Source organism: Pseudarthrobacter albicanus (assembly GCF_018224015.1).
Taxonomy (GTDB): domain Bacteria; phylum Actinomycetota; class Actinomycetes; order Actinomycetales; family Micrococcaceae; genus Arthrobacter; species Arthrobacter albicanus.
This window is the reverse complement of the sequence record NZ_JAGPOT010000028.1, coordinates 1-19,614: the sequence shown is the minus strand read 5'-3', so window position 1 is coordinate 19,614 and position 19,614 is coordinate 1. Positions and strand designations below refer to the sequence as shown.

General features: G+C 68.2%; 22 protein-coding genes. 11 read left to right on the top strand and 11 right to left on the bottom strand.

All coding sequences use genetic code 11. The features are described 5' to 3' along the window. Positions 1 to 409 precede the first annotated feature (409 nt). From J9611_RS08465 to J9611_RS08455, 3 genes are all read left to right on the top strand, one after another. Positions 410 to 1,522, top strand: a complete 1,113-nt coding sequence (locus J9611_RS08465) for a 3-deoxy-7-phosphoheptulonate synthase (RefSeq protein ID WP_211879314.1) — start codon at positions 410 to 412, stop codon at positions 1,520 to 1,522. A 161-nt stretch (positions 1,523 to 1,683) separates the two neighbouring features. Then, positions 1,684 to 1,908 carry a helix-turn-helix domain-containing protein gene (locus J9611_RS08460; RefSeq protein WP_211879313.1) on the top strand — a complete coding sequence of 75 codons (225 nt, stop codon included), beginning with the start codon at positions 1,684 to 1,686 and terminating at the stop codon, positions 1,906 to 1,908. Positions 1,909 to 2,113: 205 nt separating this feature from the next. Next, complete coding sequence (locus J9611_RS08455; RefSeq protein WP_003792170.1) at positions 2,114 to 2,212, top strand: 30S ribosomal protein bS22; 99 nt, start codon at positions 2,114 to 2,116, stop codon at positions 2,210 to 2,212. A gap of 104 nt (positions 2,213 to 2,316) precedes the next feature. Here the strand turns inward: J9611_RS08455 and J9611_RS08450 are convergent, their stop codons facing one another. Beyond that, positions 2,317 to 3,135, bottom strand: coding sequence for an HAD family hydrolase (locus J9611_RS08450; RefSeq protein WP_211879312.1), 819 nt, complete (start codon positions 3,133 to 3,135; stop codon positions 2,317 to 2,319). A 140-nt stretch (positions 3,136 to 3,275) separates the two neighbouring features. On the opposite strand from J9611_RS08450, the gene J9611_RS08445 reads away from it, so the two are divergent. Together J9611_RS08445 and J9611_RS08440 are read left to right on the top strand one after the other, a co-directional pair. Next, on the top strand, positions 3,276 to 3,548 hold the full coding sequence (locus J9611_RS08445; protein WP_211879311.1) for a glutaredoxin family protein: 273 nt from the start codon (positions 3,276 to 3,278) through the stop codon (positions 3,546 to 3,548). Positions 3,549 to 3,621: 73 nt separating this feature from the next. Continuing rightward, positions 3,622 to 4,317, top strand: coding sequence for a redox-sensing transcriptional repressor Rex (locus J9611_RS08440; protein ID WP_211879310.1), 696 nt, complete (start codon positions 3,622 to 3,624; stop codon positions 4,315 to 4,317). 65 nt (positions 4,318 to 4,382) lie between these two features. On the opposite strand, the gene J9611_RS08435 is transcribed toward J9611_RS08440, so the two are convergent. The 3 genes from J9611_RS08435 to J9611_RS08425 all read right to left on the bottom strand — a co-directional run bounded on the left by J9611_RS08435 (position 4,383) and on the right by J9611_RS08425 (position 6,938). Further along, positions 4,383 to 5,168, bottom strand: coding sequence for a PAT1 family protein (locus tag J9611_RS08435; protein ID WP_211879309.1), 786 nt, complete (start codon positions 5,166 to 5,168; stop codon positions 4,383 to 4,385). Between the two features lie 212 nt (positions 5,169 to 5,380). Next, positions 5,381 to 6,160, bottom strand: a complete 780-nt coding sequence (locus J9611_RS21795; protein ID WP_246527557.1) for a hypothetical protein — start codon at positions 6,158 to 6,160, stop codon at positions 5,381 to 5,383. Between the two features lie 229 nt (positions 6,161 to 6,389). Further along, positions 6,390 to 6,938 (bottom strand): YceI family protein, encoded by a 549-nt coding sequence (locus J9611_RS08425; protein ID WP_211879308.1) that lies wholly within the window; start codon positions 6,936 to 6,938, stop codon positions 6,390 to 6,392. 213 nt (positions 6,939 to 7,151) lie between these two features. Here J9611_RS08425 and J9611_RS08420 point away from each other — a divergent pair, with 213 nt between their 5' ends. From J9611_RS08420 to ccsB, 5 genes are read left to right on the top strand one after another with little or no spacing between them, the layout of a single operon-like run. Beyond that, entirely contained in the window at positions 7,152 to 7,817 is a 666-nt protein-coding gene (locus J9611_RS08420; protein WP_211879307.1) for a histidine phosphatase family protein, read from the top strand. Between the two features lie 3 nt (positions 7,818 to 7,820). After that, complete coding sequence (locus tag J9611_RS08415) at positions 7,821 to 8,453, top strand: TlpA family protein disulfide reductase (protein WP_307857053.1); 633 nt, start codon at positions 7,821 to 7,823, stop codon at positions 8,451 to 8,453. A 13-nt stretch (positions 8,454 to 8,466) separates the two neighbouring features. Then, positions 8,467 to 9,222, top strand: coding sequence for a cytochrome c biogenesis CcdA family protein (locus J9611_RS08410; protein WP_211879306.1), 756 nt, complete (start codon positions 8,467 to 8,469; stop codon positions 9,220 to 9,222). Next, positions 9,222 to 11,129 carry a cytochrome c biogenesis protein ResB gene (gene resB, locus J9611_RS08405; RefSeq protein WP_246527556.1) on the top strand — a complete coding sequence of 636 codons (1,908 nt, stop codon included), beginning with the start codon at positions 9,222 to 9,224 and terminating at the stop codon, positions 11,127 to 11,129. Before J9611_RS08410 ends, resB begins: the two co-directional genes overlap by 1 nt. After that, a complete protein-coding gene (gene ccsB / locus J9611_RS08400; protein ID WP_211879305.1) occupies positions 11,129 to 12,271 on the top strand; it encodes a c-type cytochrome biogenesis protein CcsB in 1,143 nt (380 codons plus the stop codon). The genes resB and ccsB overlap by 1 nt, the downstream gene beginning before the upstream one ends. A gap of 535 nt (positions 12,272 to 12,806) precedes the next feature. Here ccsB and J9611_RS08395 read toward each other — a convergent pair. Next, positions 12,807 to 13,661 carry a putative endonuclease domain-containing protein gene (locus J9611_RS08395; RefSeq protein ID WP_307857052.1) on the bottom strand — a complete coding sequence of 285 codons (855 nt, stop codon included), beginning with the start codon at positions 13,659 to 13,661 and terminating at the stop codon, positions 12,807 to 12,809. A 475-nt stretch (positions 13,662 to 14,136) separates the two neighbouring features. After that, complete coding sequence (locus J9611_RS08390) at positions 14,137 to 14,562, bottom strand: PLD nuclease N-terminal domain-containing protein (protein ID WP_211879303.1); 426 nt, start codon at positions 14,560 to 14,562, stop codon at positions 14,137 to 14,139. Positions 14,563 to 14,681: 119 nt separating this feature from the next. Between J9611_RS08390 and J9611_RS08385 the strand changes: the two genes are divergently transcribed. After that, on the top strand, positions 14,682 to 14,990 hold the full coding sequence (locus tag J9611_RS08385) for a DUF4229 domain-containing protein (RefSeq protein WP_211879302.1): 309 nt from the start codon (positions 14,682 to 14,684) through the stop codon (positions 14,988 to 14,990). Between the two features lie 97 nt (positions 14,991 to 15,087). Here the strand turns inward: J9611_RS08385 and J9611_RS08380 are convergent, their stop codons facing one another. The 5 genes from J9611_RS08380 to J9611_RS08360 form a co-directional block, all read right to left on the bottom strand. Beyond that, positions 15,088 to 15,969: a 1,4-dihydroxy-2-naphthoate polyprenyltransferase gene (locus J9611_RS08380; RefSeq protein WP_211879301.1), complete on the bottom strand. Its 882-nt coding sequence runs from the start codon at positions 15,967 to 15,969 to the stop codon at positions 15,088 to 15,090. Between the two features lie 60 nt (positions 15,970 to 16,029). After that, positions 16,030 to 17,166: an AMP-binding protein gene (locus tag J9611_RS08375; RefSeq protein ID WP_211879315.1), complete on the bottom strand. Its 1,137-nt coding sequence runs from the start codon at positions 17,164 to 17,166 to the stop codon at positions 16,030 to 16,032. Positions 17,167 to 17,249: 83 nt separating this feature from the next. Beyond that, the gene (locus J9611_RS08370; RefSeq protein ID WP_211879300.1) at positions 17,250 to 18,203 is read right to left on the bottom strand and encodes a 1,4-dihydroxy-2-naphthoyl-CoA synthase; all 954 of its coding nucleotides are present in this window, start codon (positions 18,201 to 18,203) and stop codon (positions 17,250 to 17,252) included. A 21-nt stretch (positions 18,204 to 18,224) separates the two neighbouring features. Continuing rightward, positions 18,225 to 18,665: a VOC family protein gene (locus J9611_RS08365; RefSeq protein ID WP_211879299.1), complete on the bottom strand. Its 441-nt coding sequence runs from the start codon at positions 18,663 to 18,665 to the stop codon at positions 18,225 to 18,227. A 64-nt stretch (positions 18,666 to 18,729) separates the two neighbouring features. Next, positions 18,730 to 19,491, bottom strand: a complete 762-nt coding sequence (locus tag J9611_RS08360; RefSeq protein WP_211879298.1) for a CPBP family intramembrane glutamic endopeptidase — start codon at positions 19,489 to 19,491, stop codon at positions 18,730 to 18,732. Positions 19,492 to 19,614: the final 123 nt, after the last annotated feature.

Genomic DNA, 19,614 nt, shown 5'->3' with positions numbered 1-19,614 from the left:
ACTCGCAGTTGTTGCCGTTTTGAGCGCTCAAAACGGCAACAACTGCGAGTGAGTTGGGTGGGGTACCGCGAGGAGGCCGGGTTCGGCGCATAAGCCGGTGTGACCCGGGCACCGCTCCCCGCCGCCCGCGCCCGGCCACGCGCAACCCGCCCCCGGCCTCGTTCCCGGTCGCTGAATGTTACGGTCTCGGATGCGCCCGGTTTTGCCCGGGGCCGAGGCCGGGGCTATGGTCCTTGCATGACTAACCGTTGGTATGCGTATTTTTCGTTGGCTCTGGAGGGGCCCGCGTCGAACTGACACGCATCCAAATTTCCTTCAGAGCCAACAGGGCAGAGATCATTCTCTGCCCTTCGCCATTTCCCGGCGGGTTCTGACCAGGGCCCGCTCCGCACCGGAACAGGACCCCGACATGAGCATCGAAGCAGCCCCCGAATCCCAGCAGTGCACCTCCAACCTCCGCGTCAGCGAGTTCACTGCGTTGCCCACCCCGCAGGAGATGATCGCGGAACTGCCGCTGGACCCGCGCATGGCCGACGTCGTCGGACGCGGCCGGGATGAGGTGCGCGCCATCATGGACGGAGTCGACGACCGTCTGCTGGTGATCGTGGGCCCCTGCTCCATCCACGATCCCAAGGCCGGACTGGAATACGCCCGCCGGCTGGTCAGCCAGGCCGAAAAGCACCGCGAAGACCTGCTGATCGTCATGCGCGCGTACTTCGAGAAGCCGCGCACCACGGTGGGCTGGAAGGGCCTGATCAACGACCCCAGGCTCGACGGCAGCCACGACATCGCCGCCGGCCTGCGCGCCGCCCGCGGGTTCCTGCGCCAGGTCACCGCGCTCGGCCTGCCCGCGGCCACCGAATTCCTCGAACCGATCAGCCCCCAGTACATGGCCGATCTCGTCTCCTGGGGTGCCATCGGGGCCCGCACCACCGAAAGCCAGATCCACCGCCAGCTGGCGTCCGGGCTGTCCATGCCGGTCGGCTTCAAGAACGGGACCGACGGCGGTCTCCAGGTCGCGCTCGACGCCTGCAGCGCCGCGGCGGCGGCCCAGGCGTTCCTCGGGATCGACGGCGGGGGCCGGGCGGCGCTAGTGGCCACCGCCGGCAACCCGGACACCCACATCATCCTCCGCGGCGGCCGCCAGGGTCCCAACTACGCCGCTGCCGACGTCGAGGCCGCCTCCGCCACGCTGGCCGGCAAGCAGCTGAACCCGCGGCTGATCGTGGACGCCAGCCATGCCAACAGCGGCAAGAACCACCACCGCCAGGCCGAGGTGGCCCTCGAAATCGGCTCGCAGCTGGAAAGCGCGGGGCCCTCCGCGGGTGCCATCGCCGGCGTCATGCTTGAGAGCTTCCTGGTGGGCGGGGCCCAGGACCTGGACGTCGCCAGCCATGCCGCGGGCACGGACGATCTGCTCTACGGCCAGAGTGTCACGGATGCGTGCATGGACTGGGACGTGACCGCGGCCGTCCTGGATCAGCTGGCAGCCTCGGCCCGTACGCGCCGGACCCGCGGCTGAGTCGAGAGCACCGCAGCGGCGGGATTCCTGGGCAAACCTTTCACATTGGCACCACAAGCACCTAGAGTTACTAACACGTGGTTGTTTGATGGCTCAGCATCTGCACACCGCCATGTCATCCAGGTGGGGCTGCCGTTCGCTTGAGTAAAGGAATAAAGGAAATGTCTCCGGAGGCCAATTTCTCCAACGCACGCTTTTTGACCGTGGCTGAAGTCGCGGAGGTCATGCGGGTGTCAAAGATGACCGTCTACCGCCTGGTGCATTCGGGCGAGATGCCGGCCGTGCGCTTCGGACGCTCCTACCGGGTACCGGAAAACGCCGTCGAACAATATCTCAAAGGCGCCGTCGTGGACAGGCACGCCGACGGACATACGGAAACAGGCTGATCTGTCCGCGGACTGCCCCGCGGAGTCTTCCGGATGAACTGCGGGCCCGGACAGGGCCAGCGGTCGTGGGCCGCCCCGGATAGGCGGTACCCTGTTAAGGAACGTTTTACGTCATCGTAAGAACCTGTCAGTTGTTCAGTCTCAAGCTCAATCCGCGGACGACTCCCAGCAGACAGGTCCTGCATCTAGTTTGTGAGGGACTTTCGTGGGTTCAGTTATTAAGAAGCGTCGCAAGCGTATGGCCAAGAAGAAGCACCGCAAGTTGCTTCGTAAGACGCGCCACCAGCGCCGCAATAAGAAGTAGCAATACTTCACACTGCGTGAAATGCCCGTTGCCTTCCCGGCGGCGGGCATTTTCTTTGGCGGGGTGTTCCAGGCGGCCTTGGCCGCAGAGCGGGGGCCCGGCACTCAGGGGGTGGGGCCGCGGAAGCGGGAGAAGCCCCGCCAGAGGCCGTAGACGACCCCTCCGACGGTGGCCGCCTTCAGGCCCAGGGTGGCCGCGCGCCGTCCGGAGCGGAAATCGTAGACCGGCCAGTTGTTGTCCCGGGCGTGGCGGCGCAGCCTGGAATCCGGGTTGATGGCCACCGGATGCCCCACCATGCCCAGCAGCGGGATGTCATTGTGGGAATCGCTGTAGGCCCAGCACCGGTTAAGGTCCAGGCCCTCGGCTTCGGCAATGTCACGGACGGCAACGGCCTTGGCCGGCCCGTGCAGGATGTCGCCCACGAGCCTGCCCGTGTAGGAACCGTCCAGGATCTCGCCCACCGTCCCGAGGGCGCCGGTCAGGCCCAGCCGGGTCGAAATCACGGTGGCCACCTCGATCGGCGTCGCGGTCACGAGCCACACCCTGCGGCCCACCCGCAGATGCTGCTCGGCCAGCGCCTTGGCGCCAGGCCAGATCCGGGATTCAATCATTTCGTCATAGACTTCTTCGCCGAGCGCCTCGATGTCCTCCACGGTGATGCCGGCGGCGAGGGTGAGGGCGGAATCGCGGACGGCGTGGACATCATCGATGTTTTCCCCGCGCAGCACGAACATGAACTGCTTCCAGGCGAAACCGGCGGCCTGGGGAATGGTGAAGGCCCCGCGCTGGTACATCTTGCGCGCCACGTGGAACAGGCTGGCGCCCTTCATGAGGGTGTTGTCGACGTCGAAGAACGCGGCCTCGCCGTGCTGCCAGGCTGCATGCGGCGCCGTGGCCACAGCGGCGTACTTCTCCTCGGGCATGCCTCGAGTCTAGTCATTGCGGGCCTTCCTCCCGTTTCGCCCGCGTCATGCCGGCCCGCGAAACACCCCGGACCGGCCCGTTTTGCCCCTCCGGCTGCCCTGCGTCGACGCCGGGCGCGCTGCCGGGCTACCGTGGAACCATGCCCACGCCCGCGCCCCGCCCCGACGTCGTCCTGATCACCAAAACCGACTGCCACCTCTGCGCCGAGGCGCGCGCCGCCGTCGGCCGTGTCACGGCGGCCCTGGGGATTCAGTGGACGGAGCAATCCGTCGACGACGACGCCGAGTTGCGCGAGCGCTTCGCCGAGGAGATCCCGGTGTTGCTGGTGGACGGAGTCCAGCGGGATTTCTGGAAAATCGACGAAACACGGCTGGCCCGGACCCTGCGCCGGGCCCTGGACCAGCAGCCCTGACGCGGCCTGCTTTGATGCGTGAACTGCCGGGGATCTAGAGTGGAAGGCACAACGCGACGCAATGGAGCAGATAGTGACTTCGCTGGATTCAACTCCCGAGGCTGTGCCGGCGGGATCCGGGACCGCCGCCAAGCTGATACCACCCGCGGCCGTGGCCCGGCTGACCCTCTACCTGCGCGCCCTGACGACGCTGCGCGCTGAAGGCGTCGACAGGGTTTCCTCCGAATCCCTGGCCGAGGCCTCGGGCGTCAGCTCGTCCACGCTCCGCAAGGACCTGTCCTATGTCGGTTCCTATGGAACCCGGGGCGTGGGCTATGAGGTGCAGTACCTCACCCGGAACATTGCCGCCGCCCTGGGCCTGACCCACGACTGGAAGGTCGCGATTGTCGGTGCCGGCAACCTGGGCAAGGCCCTGGCCAGGTATGGCGGGTTCGAATCCCGGGGCTTCGACGTCGTCGCCATCTTCGACGCGGACCAGATGGTGGTGGGCAGCGAAGTGGGGTGGCTGCGGGTCAGCGACGCAGCAGACCTTGAGCCCGTGCTGCAACGGACGGGCGCGAACATGGTGGTCCTGGCGCTGCCTGCCGCGGTCGCGCAAAGCGTCTGCGACCGGGTTGTCGCTGCCGGCGTGCGGAGCATCCTCAGCTTCGCACCGGTCATGCTGCAGGTGCCGCCGGGGGTCAACCTCCGCAAGGTGGACATGGCGACCGAGCTGCAGATTCTGGCGTACCACGCACAAAGGGCGCAGGGCCCGGAGGACGCCGGCTAGTTTCAGCCAGCCCGTCCGGCTCCCGCGCCCTGTGCGCGTGTGCCTGGGGACTACTTCCTTGGGGACTACTTCCCGAACGGAGCGCCCGGCTGCCCGTACGGGTTGGCGAACGGCTGCCGCTTCTGGAAGTACGGCGACGCGTCCGGCAGGTAGAGCAGCACGATTGCGGCGATGCCGAGCAGGGCCGCGAGGGTTCCGGGGCCCAGCGGGAAAAGGCTGAGGACGGAAAGCGCGGCGAAGACGGTACCCAGGATGCGCGCCCAGTTCTTGCCCTTACGGACATTAAAGGCGACCAGGGCGTAGAGGCCGGCGCCGATCACGGCGACCGCCACAATGGTCCCGACGAGGATGCCCTTGATGGAGTTGAAATCTATCTGGGTGCCGCTTGCACGCATCTGCTCCTCGAACTGCTGCCGGAGGGCGGGGGTGTCGATGAGCACGATCGAGAGCAGGACGGAGAGCAGCCACACCGCTCCGGATGCAATGAGCAGCCAGAAGGAAATGTTGACCAGCTTGGGCGCCTCTCCCGGAGCTGCCGGCTGTTCGGAAGGGTACTGGGCGTAAGGGGACTGTCCGTAGCCGGAGTTCCCGGACTGCGGGGGCTGCTGGCCGTACTGGGGCAGCTGCGGAGCGACCTGGCCGTACTGCGGTGCTGACGGGGGCTGGCCGTACGCGGGAGGCTGGGGTGCCTGCTGGCCGTACTGCGGCGCTGACGGGGGCTGCTGGCCGTACGCGGGAGGCTGGGGTGCCTGCTGGCCGTACTGCGGTGCTGACGGGGGCTGGCCTGGTGCCGGCGGCTGGCCGGGTTCGGGGCCGTCCGGATTCGAAGGGGGGACTGGCGGGTTGCTCATGGGCGGTCCTTTGCATGTCGATTTCGGCTCTGCATTCCGGGACCAGTGATCCTGCCCTGCCCCCAGCATGGTCAGTTCCACCGTACCGCGGGCCGGCAGCCGCGAGGATCATTCCGGAGAGGTATTCCCGGCCCTTATCTCCGAACGCTGACAGGCCGCGGTGGGCAGGTGCCCCCGACGCGGCCTGTCGGCAAAATTTTTGCCGCTGGCGGCTACTGGGCGCGGCCCCGGAGCCCCGCAAACCAGGCCTGCGAGTTGGGCAGCCACATGAGCACCGCGGCCGCGAGGCTGACGATGAAGCCAGGCCAGCTCCCGCCGCCCCGGCCGTCCGCGGCGCTGGCATTGATGATCGCCAGGACCAGGGAAATGCCGGCAACAATCGTGAGGGCGAAGCGTGCCCACTCCCGGCCCTCCTTCATCTTCATGGCCAGGACGACCTGGGCGGCGGCCAGGACGAGCGCCACCAGCACCAGCAGCAGCACCAGAAGGCCCAACGGCGGGACGATCGCAATGAGGACAAACGACCCGAACAGGCCGATGACTCCGCCGAGCAGGCCCAGCAGGCCGCCGATGAGCCAGATCCAGTAGGAAACCTTCAGCTCGGTCGGCATCTGGGTGACGGTGAACATGCCGGAGAAGCCGCCCTGGGGGAGTACATCGTTGAAGTTCCTGGGGCGGTCGCCCGGCATCTCGAAGCGCATCCGGCCCGTCGGAGCCGGCCGTCCGGTCTGGCCGGGAGCCGGGTACCCCTGCTGCGGCGGCTGGCCGTAGCCCGGCTGCGGCGCCCCGTACCCCTGCTGGCCCGGCGCGTCGTACCCCTGCGGGGGAGTCCCGTAGCCCTGCGGCGGCTGGTACCCCTGGGGAGGGGACTCGTACCCCTCGGGGATCTGCGGGTTCGGCTGCGACGGGGCGGAGCCGGCGGGCGGGACATTGTTGGACGGCGGGGGGAGGGCACCCGGCTGCGGCGGCGGTACATCACTAGGGTTGCTCATGGCTCCCACTGTAGACGGCGCTTCCGCCGTTATCTAGGGAATTTGCGGCCTGCCGCGGGCATGCCACGGGCTGCCGGCGGCCGCCTACGCCGGCGCCGCGGCGGCCGCCCAGACCGTGCGGCGGAACCCCGGAGTGGGCTTAAACACAGCACCCCGCTCCATCACGGGGATGAAGCGGGGTGCTCCGGACAGGCGCCGGCAACGGGCCAGGCCTGCCCAAGGGTACTGACTAGGCTGCTGGAGCGATGAAAGCCAGTTCGAGGTTGACGGCAACCTTGTCGCTGACGAGCACTCCACCGGCGTCCAGGATTGCGTTCCAGGTCAGGCCGAAGTCCTTGCGGCTGATGGTGGTCTCGGCGGACAGGCCGGCGCGGGTCATGCCGAACGGGTCAACGGCAACGCCGTTGAACTCGGTGTCCAGGGCCACCGGGCGGGTAACACCCTTGATGGTCAGATCGCCCACGAGCTCGTAGCTGTCGCCCTTGGGGACGATGGCGTTGGAGACGAAGGAGATTTCCGGGAACTTCTCGACGTCGAAGAAGTCTTCGCCGCGGACGTGGCCGTCGCGGTTGGCATCGCCGGAGTCGAAGCTCGCGGTCTTGATGGTGGCGCTGACCTTGGAGTCGGCGACGTTCTCGGCGAGGTCCAGGGTGGCCTCGGCATCCTTGAACTGGCCGCGGACCTTGCTGATGCCGGCGTGGCGGACGGTGAACGCGATCTCGCTGTGCGAGTTGTCGAGGGTCCAGGTGCCGGTGGTGACGTTGGCGGGAAGTGCCATGGTGGTTCTCCTTGAGTCGGGTGGGCCTTGCTTCAGTTCGTCTGATCGTCAGTCGAGGCTTCGTTACTTGAAGTCTCAACTAACCGCTGAATCAAGTATTACATGCGTTTGCATCTTTTGTCCCAACTCCGGGGAACATTTCGCCAAACTTTTCAGTTCTACTTCCTGTAGAAGATTTCGTCATTACCCCTGCCGTTTGAGAAACTGGTACACATGCCCCAAGCCACTGTTCATTTGCTCCGCCACGGCGAGGTCCACAATCCCGATCGTGTCCTGTACGGCAGGCTGCCGGAATTCCACCTCTCCGGGCTCGGCCAGCAGATGGCCGGGGTGCTGGCGGACCACTTCGCCGAACGCGCCGCACAGGGGGCGAAGATCGTCCACCTGGCCGCCTCCCCGCTGGCCCGCGCCCAGGAGACCGCACGCCCGATCGCCGGGGCGCTCCACCTCGAGATTGCCACCGAGGCCCGGATCATCGAGGCCGCCAACTACTTCGAGGGGCTCCACGTCTCCAAGGCCGAACTCCTCAAGCCGAAGCACTGGCCCAGGCTGTGCAACCCGTTCCGGCCCTCCTGGGGCGAGCCGTATAAACAGCAGGCGGCCCGCGTCATGGCCGCCGTCCGGGACGCACGCGTCCGGGCCGTCGAGCTCGGCGGCGACGGCGCCGAGGCCATCCTGGTCAGCCATCAGCTTCCCATCTGGGCCACCCGGCTCAGCGCCGAGGGCAAGCCGTTGTGGCATGATCCGCGGAAGCGCGAGTGCACGCTGACGTCCCTGACGTCCCTGGTGTTCGACGACGCCGGCGCCCTCGTGCGCGTGGACTACAGCGAGCCTGCTGCCGCCCTTCTTGCCGGTGCGTCCAGCACCCCGGGGGCCTGACGCGTGGCCGGCCACAAGGGAAACAACAAGGGAACGCCGGCGGCGCTGTCCCGCCGCACCGTCCTGACGGCGGGCGGCGCCGCCCTCGCCGTCGTACTGGGGCTCTCCGGCTGCGCGCAGGAGGATGCGCTGGCCAAGCAGGCGAAGGCCGGGGACAACAAGAACTACGTGGCCGGCGACGGCTCGGTGACCGAGTTCGCCGTCGCGGACCGCAAGGCGCCCGTGGATGTCAGGGGGACGCTGTTCGACGGCACCGCCGTGGCGCCCGCGGACTTCCTCGGGAAGGTCACCGTGCTCAACTTCTGGTTTGCCGCCTGCGCCCCGTGCCGGGTTGAAGCGCCCTCCCTGGAAGCCCTGAACCAGGAGTTCACGAGCCAGGGCGTGCAGTTCTTCGGCGTGAACCTCCGTGACGAGAAGGCCACCGCCGACGCGTTCGACAAGACCTTCAACCTCACGTATCCGAGCTTCAATGACAAGGACGGAGCGGTGCTGCTGGCCGTCTCCGGCCTGGTGCCCCCGGGAGCCGTTCCCACCACGCTGGTGCTGGACAAGCAGGGCCGCGTGGCTTCCCGCGTCCTCGGTGAAATCCAGAAGGGCACCCTCAAGTCCCTCATCGCCGCCGCCGTGGCCGAGTAGCGGCGGCGCGGCCGTGAACAGCCCCTTCGCTGAAGCCATCCTGAACGGATCGCTCCTGCTGGCCGTGCCCGTGGCGCTGCTGGCCGGCGTCGTCTCCTTCCTCTCGCCCTGCGTGCTGCCGCTCGTGCCCGGGTACCTGGGCTACGTGACGGGACTGACCGGCGTCGACCTCCAGAAGCAGAAGCGCGGCCGCATGCTGGCCGGCATCGGGCTCTTCGTGCTGGGCTTCTCGGTGGTCTTCGTGCTGCTCGGCGGGGCGTTCGGCCAGCTGGGGACGCTGATCACCGGCTCGCAGAACCGGTGGATCACCCAGCTGCTGGGCATCCTGGTGATCATCATGGGTGTGGTCTTCATGGGCGGCTTCGGCTGGCTCCAGCGCGACGCCAAGATCCATGCCAAGCCGCCGGCGGGGCTGTGGGGCGCGCCGCTGCTGGGCATCACCTTCGGCCTGGGCTGGGCGCCGTGCATCGGGCCGACCTATTCCGCCGTCCAGCTCCTGAGCCTCTCCGGCGGATCGTCGGCAGCCAAGGGGGCTTTTCTGGCCTTCGTGTATAGCCTTGGCTTGGGCCTGCCGTTCCTGCTGATCGCCCTGGCCGTGCGCCGCGGCATCGGCGTGATGTCCTTCTTCCGCAAGCACCGGCTCGCCATCCAGCGCACCGGCGGCGGCATCCTTGTTGTTCTGGGTCTGCTGATGGCCAGCGGCGTGTGGGGGACCTGGGTCTCCGAATTGCAGTACTGGTTCCAAACCGATGTGAAATTGCCGATCTGATGAGCGAGCGAGTGAACGTACCTAAGAAGTCCCCGGCCCCCGGCAGCACGCCCGACGCCGCCGGCACCGCCAGCCCGCCCGGCACCGCCAGCCCGCTGGCGGCGGCTGTTTCCGCTGCCAAGGCGGAGGCTGTCCTTCCGACGCTTGGCCCGCTGGGCATGCTCCGCTGGGCGTGGACCCAGCTGACCAGCATGCGCACGGCGCTGTTCCTCCTGCTCATGCTCGCGGTCGCTGCGGTGCCGGGCTCGTTGTTCCCGCAGCGCCCGGCCAATCCCTCGATCGTCACGCAGTACATCAAGGACCACCCGGACTACGGCAAGCTCCTGGACTCGCTCCAGCTCTACGACGTCTATTCCTCCGCGTGGTTCTCGGCCATCTACATCCTGCTGTTCATCTCGCTGATCGGCTGCGTGGTGCCCCGCGCCATTGCGCACTACAAGGCGATGCGCTCGCAGCCGCCGCGGACCCCGGCCCGCCTGTCCCGGCTCCCCGAGTACGGCACGCTCGTGATCCCCGCCGACGCCGGGATCCCGGCGTCGTCCGCCATCACCGACGCCGCCGGGCTGCTGAAGAAGCGCGGCTACCGCGTGGACGTCCGGAACCACGACGGCGCGCGGCCGTCCCTGGGGGCGGAGCGCGGCTTCCTGCGCGAAGTCGGAAACCTCGTCTTCCACAGCGCCCTGATCGGCGTCCTGATCTCCGTCGCCGCCGGCGGCCTGTTCGGTTACAGCGGGCAGCGGATCCTGGTGGAGGGGGACACGTTCGTGAACACCCTGGTCGGCTACGACCAGTTCACGCCGGGCACCAACTTCCAGAGCAGCCAGCTCCAGCCCTACTCGGTGCAGCTGGACAAGTTCCGGATCACCTTCGACCGCGAATCCAAGGGCAAGTTCGGCCAGCCCATCGATTTCACGGCCGACGTGACCACCAAGGAGACCCCGGACGCACCCGCGAAGAAGGAAGTGCTGAAGGTCAATGATCCGCTCAGCCTCGGCGGCACCAGCATGTACCTCACCGGCAACGGCTACGCCCCCGTGGTCACCGTCCGCGACGGCTCCGGCAACGTCGCCATGCAGGGCCCCGTCGTGGCCAAGCTGCAAGGAGACAACTACTACTCCTCCATCGTCATCAAGGTCCCCGATGCCAAGCCCGAGCAGCTCGCCTTTGCCGGGTTCTTCCTGCCCACGGCCTTCGTCACCGAGAAAGGCGTCTCCTTCAGCGGCGATCCCGAGCTGATCAACCCGCAGCTGAGCCTGAACTCCTACTACGGCGACCTCGGCCTGAACGACGGCTCCCCGCAGAATGTCTTCGAGCTCGACGTCAAGAAGCTGACCCCGCTCAATGCCCGGAACCTGGACACCAAGGGCATCACCCTCGCGCCGGGTGCCAGCTACACGCTGCCGGACGGCAAGGGCTCCATCAGCTTCGACGGCGTGAAGCGCTACGTGGGCGTGGACATCCACCACAACCCCGGGCAGCTCTTCGCGCTCATCTTCGCGCTCGTGGCCGTCGCCGGGCTGGTCACCTCGCTATACGTGAACCGGCGCCGCGTCTGGGTCCGGACAGGAACCCACGAGGACGGCCGCACCATGGTCGAATACGGGCTCCTGGCCCGCGGTGAAGACCACCGGCTGGCCGGCGAGGCCAAGGCGATCCGGTCCCTGCTGGCCGGCGCCTGGGCGTTGGACGAGGATACCGTCTCCCCGGACGATGCCCCGCCCGCCTCCGCCCCCGCCTCTGCGGCGCCGGCCTCCGCCTCCCAGCCCGCTCCCAGCAGGGGAGCGGACAATGGCCGGGCGGATACCGGCGCGCCCGGTGCCGCCGTCGCGCAGTCCTCCCTGGAACACTCCGCAGCAGACTTCATTCAGTCAACAGCCGGCTCGCCTGAGTCAAAGAAGGATCAGTAATGCCGTTCTCCATCAACGAAACCATGGGGCAGTACAGCGAGCTGTTCATGCTGCTCGCCGCCGGTACCTACACGGTCGCTTTCGTCGCCTTCGCCTGGGACCTGGCCAAGAGCAGCAAGATGCTGCGCGCCGTGGACCTCAAGGCGGCCGCCGCCTCCGGGACAAGCGCCGGTGCCGCGAGTGTGAAGGTTCCCGTCGGGGCGGGTGTGGGGGCAGGAGTGCGTGCCGGAGCCGCCACGGGTGCCGCCGACCGTGCCGACTCGGACGTCAGCGGGCCGGCCGGCCGCGCCGAGCGTCCGACGTCGTCCGTCTCGCGCGCCGCGCAGGGCAGCACCACCGGCGTCGGCCAGACCGCCGACGGCGGCATGCGCTACGGTGCCGAGCGCCGCGCTCCGGCCCGCGTCGCCGTCGCCGTGACCGTGCTGGGCGCCGCGATCCATGCGGCCGGCGTCATCACCCGGGCCATCGGCGCAGGCCGGGTGCCGTGGGGCAACATGTACGAGTTCCTCAGCACGGGCGCGTTCGTGGCCGTGGCGGTGTTCCTCGTGGTGCTGATCCGCCGCGACCTGCGCTTCCTGGGCACGTTCGTGATCGGCCTGGCCGTCATCATGCTGGTCGCCGCTTCCGTGGCGTTCTGGACGCCCGTCGGGCACCTGGTGCCCGCCCTGCAGAGCTACTGGCTGATCATCCATGTGTCCATCGCCGTGATGTCCTCGGCGCTGTTCACCCTGACCTTCGCCATGTCCGCGCTGCAGCTGCTGCAGTCGCACCGCCAGAAGGCCGTAGCCTCCGGCGGCGCCGACAAGCTGGGCTTCCTGCGCCTCGTGCCGTCCGCCCTGAGCCTGGAGAACCTGTCCTACCGGATCAACGCGATCGCCTTCATCGGCTGGACCTTCACGCTCATGTTCGGTGCCATCTGGGCCGAGAAGGCGTGGGGCCGGTTCTGGGGCTGGGACACGAAGGAAGTGTGGACCTTCGTGATCTGGGTGGTCTACGCCGGCTACCTGCACGCCCGCGCCACCCGCGGCTGGACCGGAACCCGGGCGGCGTGGCTGTCCATTGTGGGCTACCTGTGCGTGGTCTTCAACTTCACGATCGTGAACCAGTTCTTCAACGGCCTGCACTCCTACTCGGGGCTGTAGTCCTCTCGGGGCCGCTCCTCCGCGGGGGTGCTCCTCGGCGATTTGCCACGAATGGCCGCTAAGCGACCCCGCTTGGCGGCCATTTGCGTCAATCGGGCGGGATGGCGGGCCGGAGTGCGGGAGTTGGATTCGAGCCGCTGGGCGGGGCTCCGGATTCGAACCGCGCTCCGTCAGCGCCGCCCGGACCCGGGTGAGGCCCGTTCCCTCTTCGATTTGCCGGAGATGGCCGCTAAGCGACCCCGCTTGGCGGCCATTTGCGTCATATGGGCGGGGCGGGAGGGCGGGGAGGTCTGGCCGCAACCGGCATTGTGGCCTCATGAACCTGTCGGCTTCAGGAATCAGGGACCCCGGCAGGATTCCATTCGCGTTCCGTCATTTCCGCCGGGACCCTGGTGAGGGCGCTCCCGTTCCCTCCGCGATTTGCCGGAGATGGCCGCTAAGACACCCGCTTGGCGGCCATTTGCGTCAATCGGGCGGGGCGGGAGTTTGGAGCGCTGCCTTAGGAAGCGGGACCGCCTCATGAACCGTGTCCGCCTTATGGACCCTGCGCCCCTTTGGGAACCGTGGCCGAGGCAGGATTCCAGCCGCGCTCCATCAACGCCGCCCGGACCCGGGTGACGGCGCTGGGTTCCATCCCCGGTGCAAACGGGGTGAGATGCCATTGGGTCAGGACCACGACCCGCCAACCGGCGTCCCTGGCGTCCTCGTCCCGGAAAATGTCGCTGCGCCGCTGGGCTGGGGTGGCGTGGTGGCCGCCGTCGTACTGGATCGCAATCTTCTGCTCCTCATAGGACAGGTCGGGGTCCTGGATCCAGCGGCCGGTCTCGTCAAACATGGGGACGTTGATTCCGGGTTCGGGAAGGCCGTGGCGGAGCAGGAGCAACCGAAGTTCGGTCTCCTTGGGGGAGTCGGTGCCCGCCCGCATCAAGGACCGGGCCTGCAGCGCGCGGCGGTAGCCGGGGTTGCCCTTCTTGCCGGCAAGGTAGGCATCCAGCAGCGGCAGGCTGGCCAGCGGATTCCTCCGCCGGAGCAGGAAATCCCCCGCAATCACAAGGTCGTCGAGGCCAAGAATCCCGGCAAGGTCGAACCAGGTCCGCAGCGGCGAGGTGCAGACCAGCCGACGCCCGGCGGTGATCTCCTCGGATTCGAGGGCGTGCTGGTGGCCGACGACCCCTTTGCGACGCACGGAACGCCTGCCCGGCAGACTCGTCAGGTGGATGATGACCAGGCGTTCAAGGGCGGCGGGCAGCGGGAATCCCCACAGCACTGCAGCCGAAGTGTGGCTCACGATGGTGCCGGTGACAGCCGTCAGGGCGCGCAGCCGTTCGAGCAGGCTGTCCTCGGACGAGGCTGTGGCCCGGACGCCGTGACATGGACTGACCAGATCCACGGCCCGGATTCGACGTCGGCTCAGCCCTGCAGCCCGGGCTTCGGCCACGGTAAAGGGTTGGTTCCGGAGATGCCGGGGTAGCTCGCTGGGTCGGCGCATGAAAGCCATTGTGCGGCCGCTGGGAGGGGATGGGATCGTTATCCACAGGACGAATGGGGTGTGGGGGAGCAGTGGGCGGCGGCCCTGGTCCCGGATATGGCCGTTCGCGGGTACCGATTTGTCGAATAGGGCCGGTATGAGCGTGGGATTCCGGCCGGATGTGGCAAATGGGCGTCCGGAGTGGCCGGGCCCGGGTCGGCCCGGGGGCATTGCGTGCGTGGCCCGGGACAGCGCAGCGGCGATTTGCCGAAAGTGGCCGGTATGAGCGTGGGATTCCGGCCGGATGTGGCAAAGGGGCTTCGCTGGGCCCTGGAGCCGTGCCGCACTCCCCGCCGCGCCCGGCGAGCAGGGGCGTCAGCCGAGGCCCGGGCTTGGCCTATTTGACTTCGTCGGTGCCCTGCGCCCCGGCCTCGTCGGAACCGTGGGAACCGCCGGAACCGGTGCCGTCGATGCCACCGGGGGCGCCGTCGTGCTTGCGCTCCCTGGCCTCCAGCTCGTGCTTCAGCTTCTTGAGCCGCTCGGCTTCTGCCTGCTGGCGGCGGCGTACTTCCAGGTTGCGTAGGAACTCCGGATCATCGTCCGGTGCGAGGGGGTGGCCGTAGCTTGCCGGGGCGGCACTGGTGGCACGGGGGCGGCCGATGATGAACCAGAGGACGGCGCCGACCACCGGAAGCACGATCTGGACCACGATCCATGCCGGCTTTGAAATGCCCTTGGTGAGACGCGCGTCCGTGCGGATCACATCGACCAGTCCGTAGACAAACACGACGAGAACGACGATTGGAACCACGACACGAAGCATACCTTCAGTCTAGCCTCCGGGGGCGTCCCCGGCGCGGGCTCGGGCTCCCGACCGGTGCCGGCGGGCAACCGAAACCCACGGCAGAGCCCAGGCCGACGCCGGACGGCTAAACTTGAAGCGTGGCATTCCTGAAATACACCCTGATCCGTCTGGCCCTCTTTGTGCCATTGTTCGCGCTGTTCGTCCACCTGCAACTGGGCTGGCTGCTGGCCGTCCTCTGCGCCGGCATGATGGCCTTCGCCGTCAGCTTCCTCTTCTTCCAGAAACAGCGTGACGCGGCTACCGCGAACCTCCACCAGCGCTTCTCGGGCAACGCCAAGCCGCTGCGCAGCGCAGGGGAGAAGGACGACGCCGACGCCGAGGACCGCCTGGTGGATGAGCACCCGGACGTCGTGGTCCGCAAGGACAGCCGGCCCAAGGACTCCTAGCAACCGGTCTCAAATCTGCCCGCGAGGCCGCCTCGGGCCGCCTCGAGCTTGGGCTCAGACGCGCCTGCGGGCTCAGCCCCTGCCCGCGAGCCCGCCCTCAGAACCCGTGGCTCAGCACCAGGCCCAGGGAGAACAGCACGGCGTAGCCGAGGTTGATCAGTCCGGTCTGCTTCAGGACCGGGATCAGGCTCTTGCGCCGCCGGCCGGCGATCATCAGCCAGGACGGCATCAGGCTCGCAGGAATCAGCAGCAGGACAACGAGTATCCAGGGCCGGCCGGGTGCGAGCACAATCACCAGCAGGATCGCGACGGCGAGCATCAGCACGTAGCTTTCCCGCGCATGCTTGTCCCCGAGCCGGACCGCCAGCGTCTTCTTCCCGGCCACCCGGTCGGTGGGGATATCGCGGACGTTGTTGGCCATCAGCAGGGCGCAGGCAATGAGGCCCGTGCCGATGGCTCCGATGATGGCGGCGAGGCTGAGCTGGCCGGCCTGCGTGTACGTGGTGCCGAGCGTGGCCACGAGCCCGAAGAAGACGAACACGAACACGTCGCCCAGGCCCAGGTAGCCATAGGGGTTCTTGCCGCCCGTGTAGCCCCAGGCCGCCAGCACGCAGCCGATGCCCACGAGGATCAGCCACCACGACTGCGTCATGACGACGAGGACCAGGCCGAACACCATGGCGAGCCCGAAGGCCGCGAAGGCAGCCCACTTGACGTGTTCGGGCCGCGCCGCGCCGGACCCGACGAGCCGGAGCGGGCCCACCCTGTCCTCGTCAGTGCCGCGGATGCCGTCCGAATAGTCGTTGGCATAGTTGACGCCGATCTGCAGCAGGAGGGCGACCAGCGCCGCCAGGACCGCGTTGACCGGGCGGAACGCGTCCATCTCGTAGGCGGCCGCGGTGCCGATCAGGACCGGAGCGATCGCGGCCGGCAGGGTGCGCAGTCGGGCGCCTTGAATCCATTGTGCGGCAGTGGCCACGTTCAGTACCTCGTGTTGATTCGGGTGTTGACTCGGTGACGCCGGGAATGCCCGGCTTCTCTATTTTCCCTGATGCAGGGCGTCCAGCCGGACAGCCATGCCCAGCCGGTCCGGTTTGCCGTTGGGCAGCATGAGCAATTCCCCGGCGGCGAGAACGGTCTTCGGCGCCAGCCGCCCCAGCACCTGCGCCCAGGAAGCGCGGGCGGTGAACGCGGCGATCCCTTCGGGGGAACTGTCGGCCACCGCCACGTAGGCGGCGAGGGCCTGCCCCCACTCCGCGGACGGGACGCCGGCCACAAAAGCCGCCATCACGCCGTCGAGCTTCTCCAGCTCCGCCTGTACATGCGCGGCCGAGACCTTGACGCCGCCGGTGATGACGACGTCGTCGGCGCGGCCCAGCACGGTCAGCCGGCCGGCCGCGTCGAGCTCGCCGAGGTCGTTGGTGCGGTACCAGCGGACGCCGTCTTCCTCGACGAACGTCTCCGCCGTGAGCGCGGGCGCGTCCAGGTAGCCGGCGGCTACGGTGGGACCGCCCAGCAGGATGCGCCCGTCGCCGCCCAGTTTGACCTCGACGCCGTCGAGGGGCATGCCGTCGTAGACGCAGCCGCCGCAGGTCTCGGCGGAGCCGTAGGTGGTCACCACCCGGACCCCGGCGTCGTGGCCGGCGGCCAGGAGCTGACGGGAAGCAGGCGCCCCGCCGAGCAGGATGGCGTCGAAGCGGCGGAGCGCCGCCAGGGTGTCCGCGGAGGGGGAGTCCAGCAGACGCTGCAGCTGCGTCGGGACGAGCGAGGTGAAGCGGATCCTGTCCGTGAGCTCGAGGGCCGCGGCGGTGAAAGCCTCGGGCGTGAAGCCGCCGCGCAGGTCCATGGCCCAGGGCCGGGTGCCGGCGAAAAGCGAGCGGACCAGCACCTGCAGCCCGGCGACGAACTGCACGGGCAGCGCCAGCAGCCACTGGCCTTCGCCCTTGAGCGCCACGGCGGTGGCCATCGAGGAGGCGGCCAGCGCGTCCACGGTCAGGACCGTGGCCTTGGGCGGGCCGGTGGAACCGGAGGTCCGCACCACGACGGCGGCGTCCCCGATCCCGGTCTCGACGGGCTGCACGGCCGGGGTGCCGTCCGGTCCGGCGGAAAGTTCGACGGCGGGGCCCTCGCCGCGGAGGGCGGCGGCCAATGCCGCGAGCGCGGGCTCGATGTTCATAGCTCCGGAAGCCACAGGTCCTGCCTTGGAGGTCGTCGGATGAGAAGTCGTCGGATCGGAAAGTATTCCTTGGAAGGAATGGTTTAGAAGTAGTACGGGAACCGGGACCAGTCCGGGTCGCGCTTTTCGAGGAAGGCTTCCTTGCCCTCCACGGCCTCGTCGGTCATGTAGGCCAGCCGGGTGGCCTCGCCGGCGAACACCTGCTGGCCGGCCAGGCCGTCGTCGGCGAGGTTGAACGCGAACTTGAGCATGCGGATGGCCTGCGGGGACTGCCGGGCGATGTCCGCGGCGTACTCCAGCGCCACGTCCTCGAGCCGTTCGTGGTCCACGGCCTCGTTGACGGCACCCAGGCGGACCATGTCCTCGGCGGAATACTCGCGGGCCAGGAAGAAGATCCCGCGGGCGGCCTTCTGGCCGATCTGGCGGGCGAGCAGCGCGGAACCGTAGCCGGCGTCGAAACTGCCCACCGTCGCGTCGGTCTGCTTGAACTTGCCGTGCTGGCGGGAGGCGATGGTGAGGTCCGAGACGACATGCAGGGAGTGCCCGCCGCCGGCCGCCCAGCCGTTGACGACGGCGATGACCACCTTGGGCATGGTGCGCATGAGCCGCTGCACCTCCAGGATGTGGAGCCGGCCGGCGCGGGCGGGATCGATGGTCTCCTGGGTCTCGCCGTCTGCATAGCGGTACCCGTCGCGGCCGCGGATCCGCTGGTCGCCGCCCGAGCAGAAGGAGTGGCCGCCGTCCTTGGGCGAGGGCCCGTTGCCGGTGAGCAGCACGGTGGCCACATCCGGGGTCATCCGGGCGTGGTCCATGGCCCGGTACAGCTCATCCACGGTGCCCGGACGGAAGGCGTTGCGGACCTCCGGACGGTTGAAGGCGATGCGGACCGTAGGCAGGTCCCGCACGTACGAGCCGTCAGCGGAGCGCTCCACCTGCCGGTGGTAGGTCATGTCCTGGAAGTCGTCAAAACCGGACACGGCGCGCCAGCGGGTGGGGTCGAAGACATCGGATACCTGGGCGGGGATTTCGTTGTTCACAGTCCGAGTCTAGTAATCGCGTTAGCTGATGCAGAACTCGTTGCCCTCCGGGTCCGCCATGGTGTGCCAGGAATGCGGGCCCTGGCTGGCCGTCCACAGGAACGTGGCGCCGCGCGCCTCCAGGGCGGCGCGGACGTGATCCTTGTCTTTACCGGCGAGGTTGACGTCCCAGTGGATCCGGTTCTTGACGGTCTTGTCCTCCGGCGCGGTCTGGAAGAGGATGCGGCGGGCCGGAGGTCTGGCATCCAGCTCTTCGGCCGGGCGGATGGCTGCCCCGTCGCGCCACACGAGCTTGCCGTTGTGGATCAGGGTGTCCGCCTCCGTGGCGAACCCCTGCCCGACCATGGACCGGATGAAGCCCTCGTCCTGCGGCTCCACGGCCCAGTCCAGGGTTTCGGCCCACCAGTCGGCGAGCTCATGCGGATTCCTGCAATCGACGGCGATCTGGATGTTCAGTGTCATGGAATGAAACTACGACGTCGGCGCCCCGCCCGGTAGGGGCGCGCGGCTCAGCCCCCGGCCCGGCTCAGCCCTGCAGCTGCTGGAGCTGCTCGAGGACGTCCGGGGGGATCGCATAGATGAAGATGACCGCCAGCAGGTTCTTCGAGGCGTGGACGAAGTAGGAGAACATCACGTTCCTGCCGGCCCAGACGTAGACGAAGACCAGGACCGCGCCCATCGCGAGGTAGGGCATCAGCACCTGCAGGGTCAGTTGCTCCTGGCCCACAATGTGCAGGGCCGCGAACAACACCACGGACAGCGCGCAGCACACCCAGATGTTGACCCGCCGGCTCAGCTTGCCGATCAGCAGGTGCCGGAAGATGTACTCCTCCACGAAGGGCCCCACGATCACCAGCAGGGGCACCATCAGCCAGGCCGGCACCTGCTGCATGAGCGCCTGCAGGCCGGCCTGGTTGGCGGAGGTCTGCACGGGCCCGCTGAGAGCGACGAGGACCGCGGTAAGGATCATCATCGCCACCACCGCCAGCGGGACCATGAGCAGGGTGAACCATGGCCGGGTGGCCAGGACCCGGAGATCGCGCGCGGCGACGTGCCGGGCGGCGGCCAGGGCCAGGAGGCCGATGGTGCCGTAAAAGACCAGGTTCACGGTGTAGGACGCCACGGCCGGATTCGGCGACATCTGCAGCAGCAGCGGCCCCAGCAGATCGCCGGCCGCGGCAAAGAAGGCGGCCACTGCCACATACAGCCCGGCTGCGGTGAGATCGAGTCCGGAAAACCGGTAGAGTTCCGGCCGCGGAGCCCGTGGTGTGCGAAGAGCGGTGCCCATGCCACCAGCCTAGGAGAGCGCTGAACAAGGGGCAATCCGGAGATGGGATACGGCTTCCGGGCCGCTCTTCGGAGCTTTGGGCGGCCCGCTGACGGCCTGGGAATGAGAGGCCGGGGCCCGGGA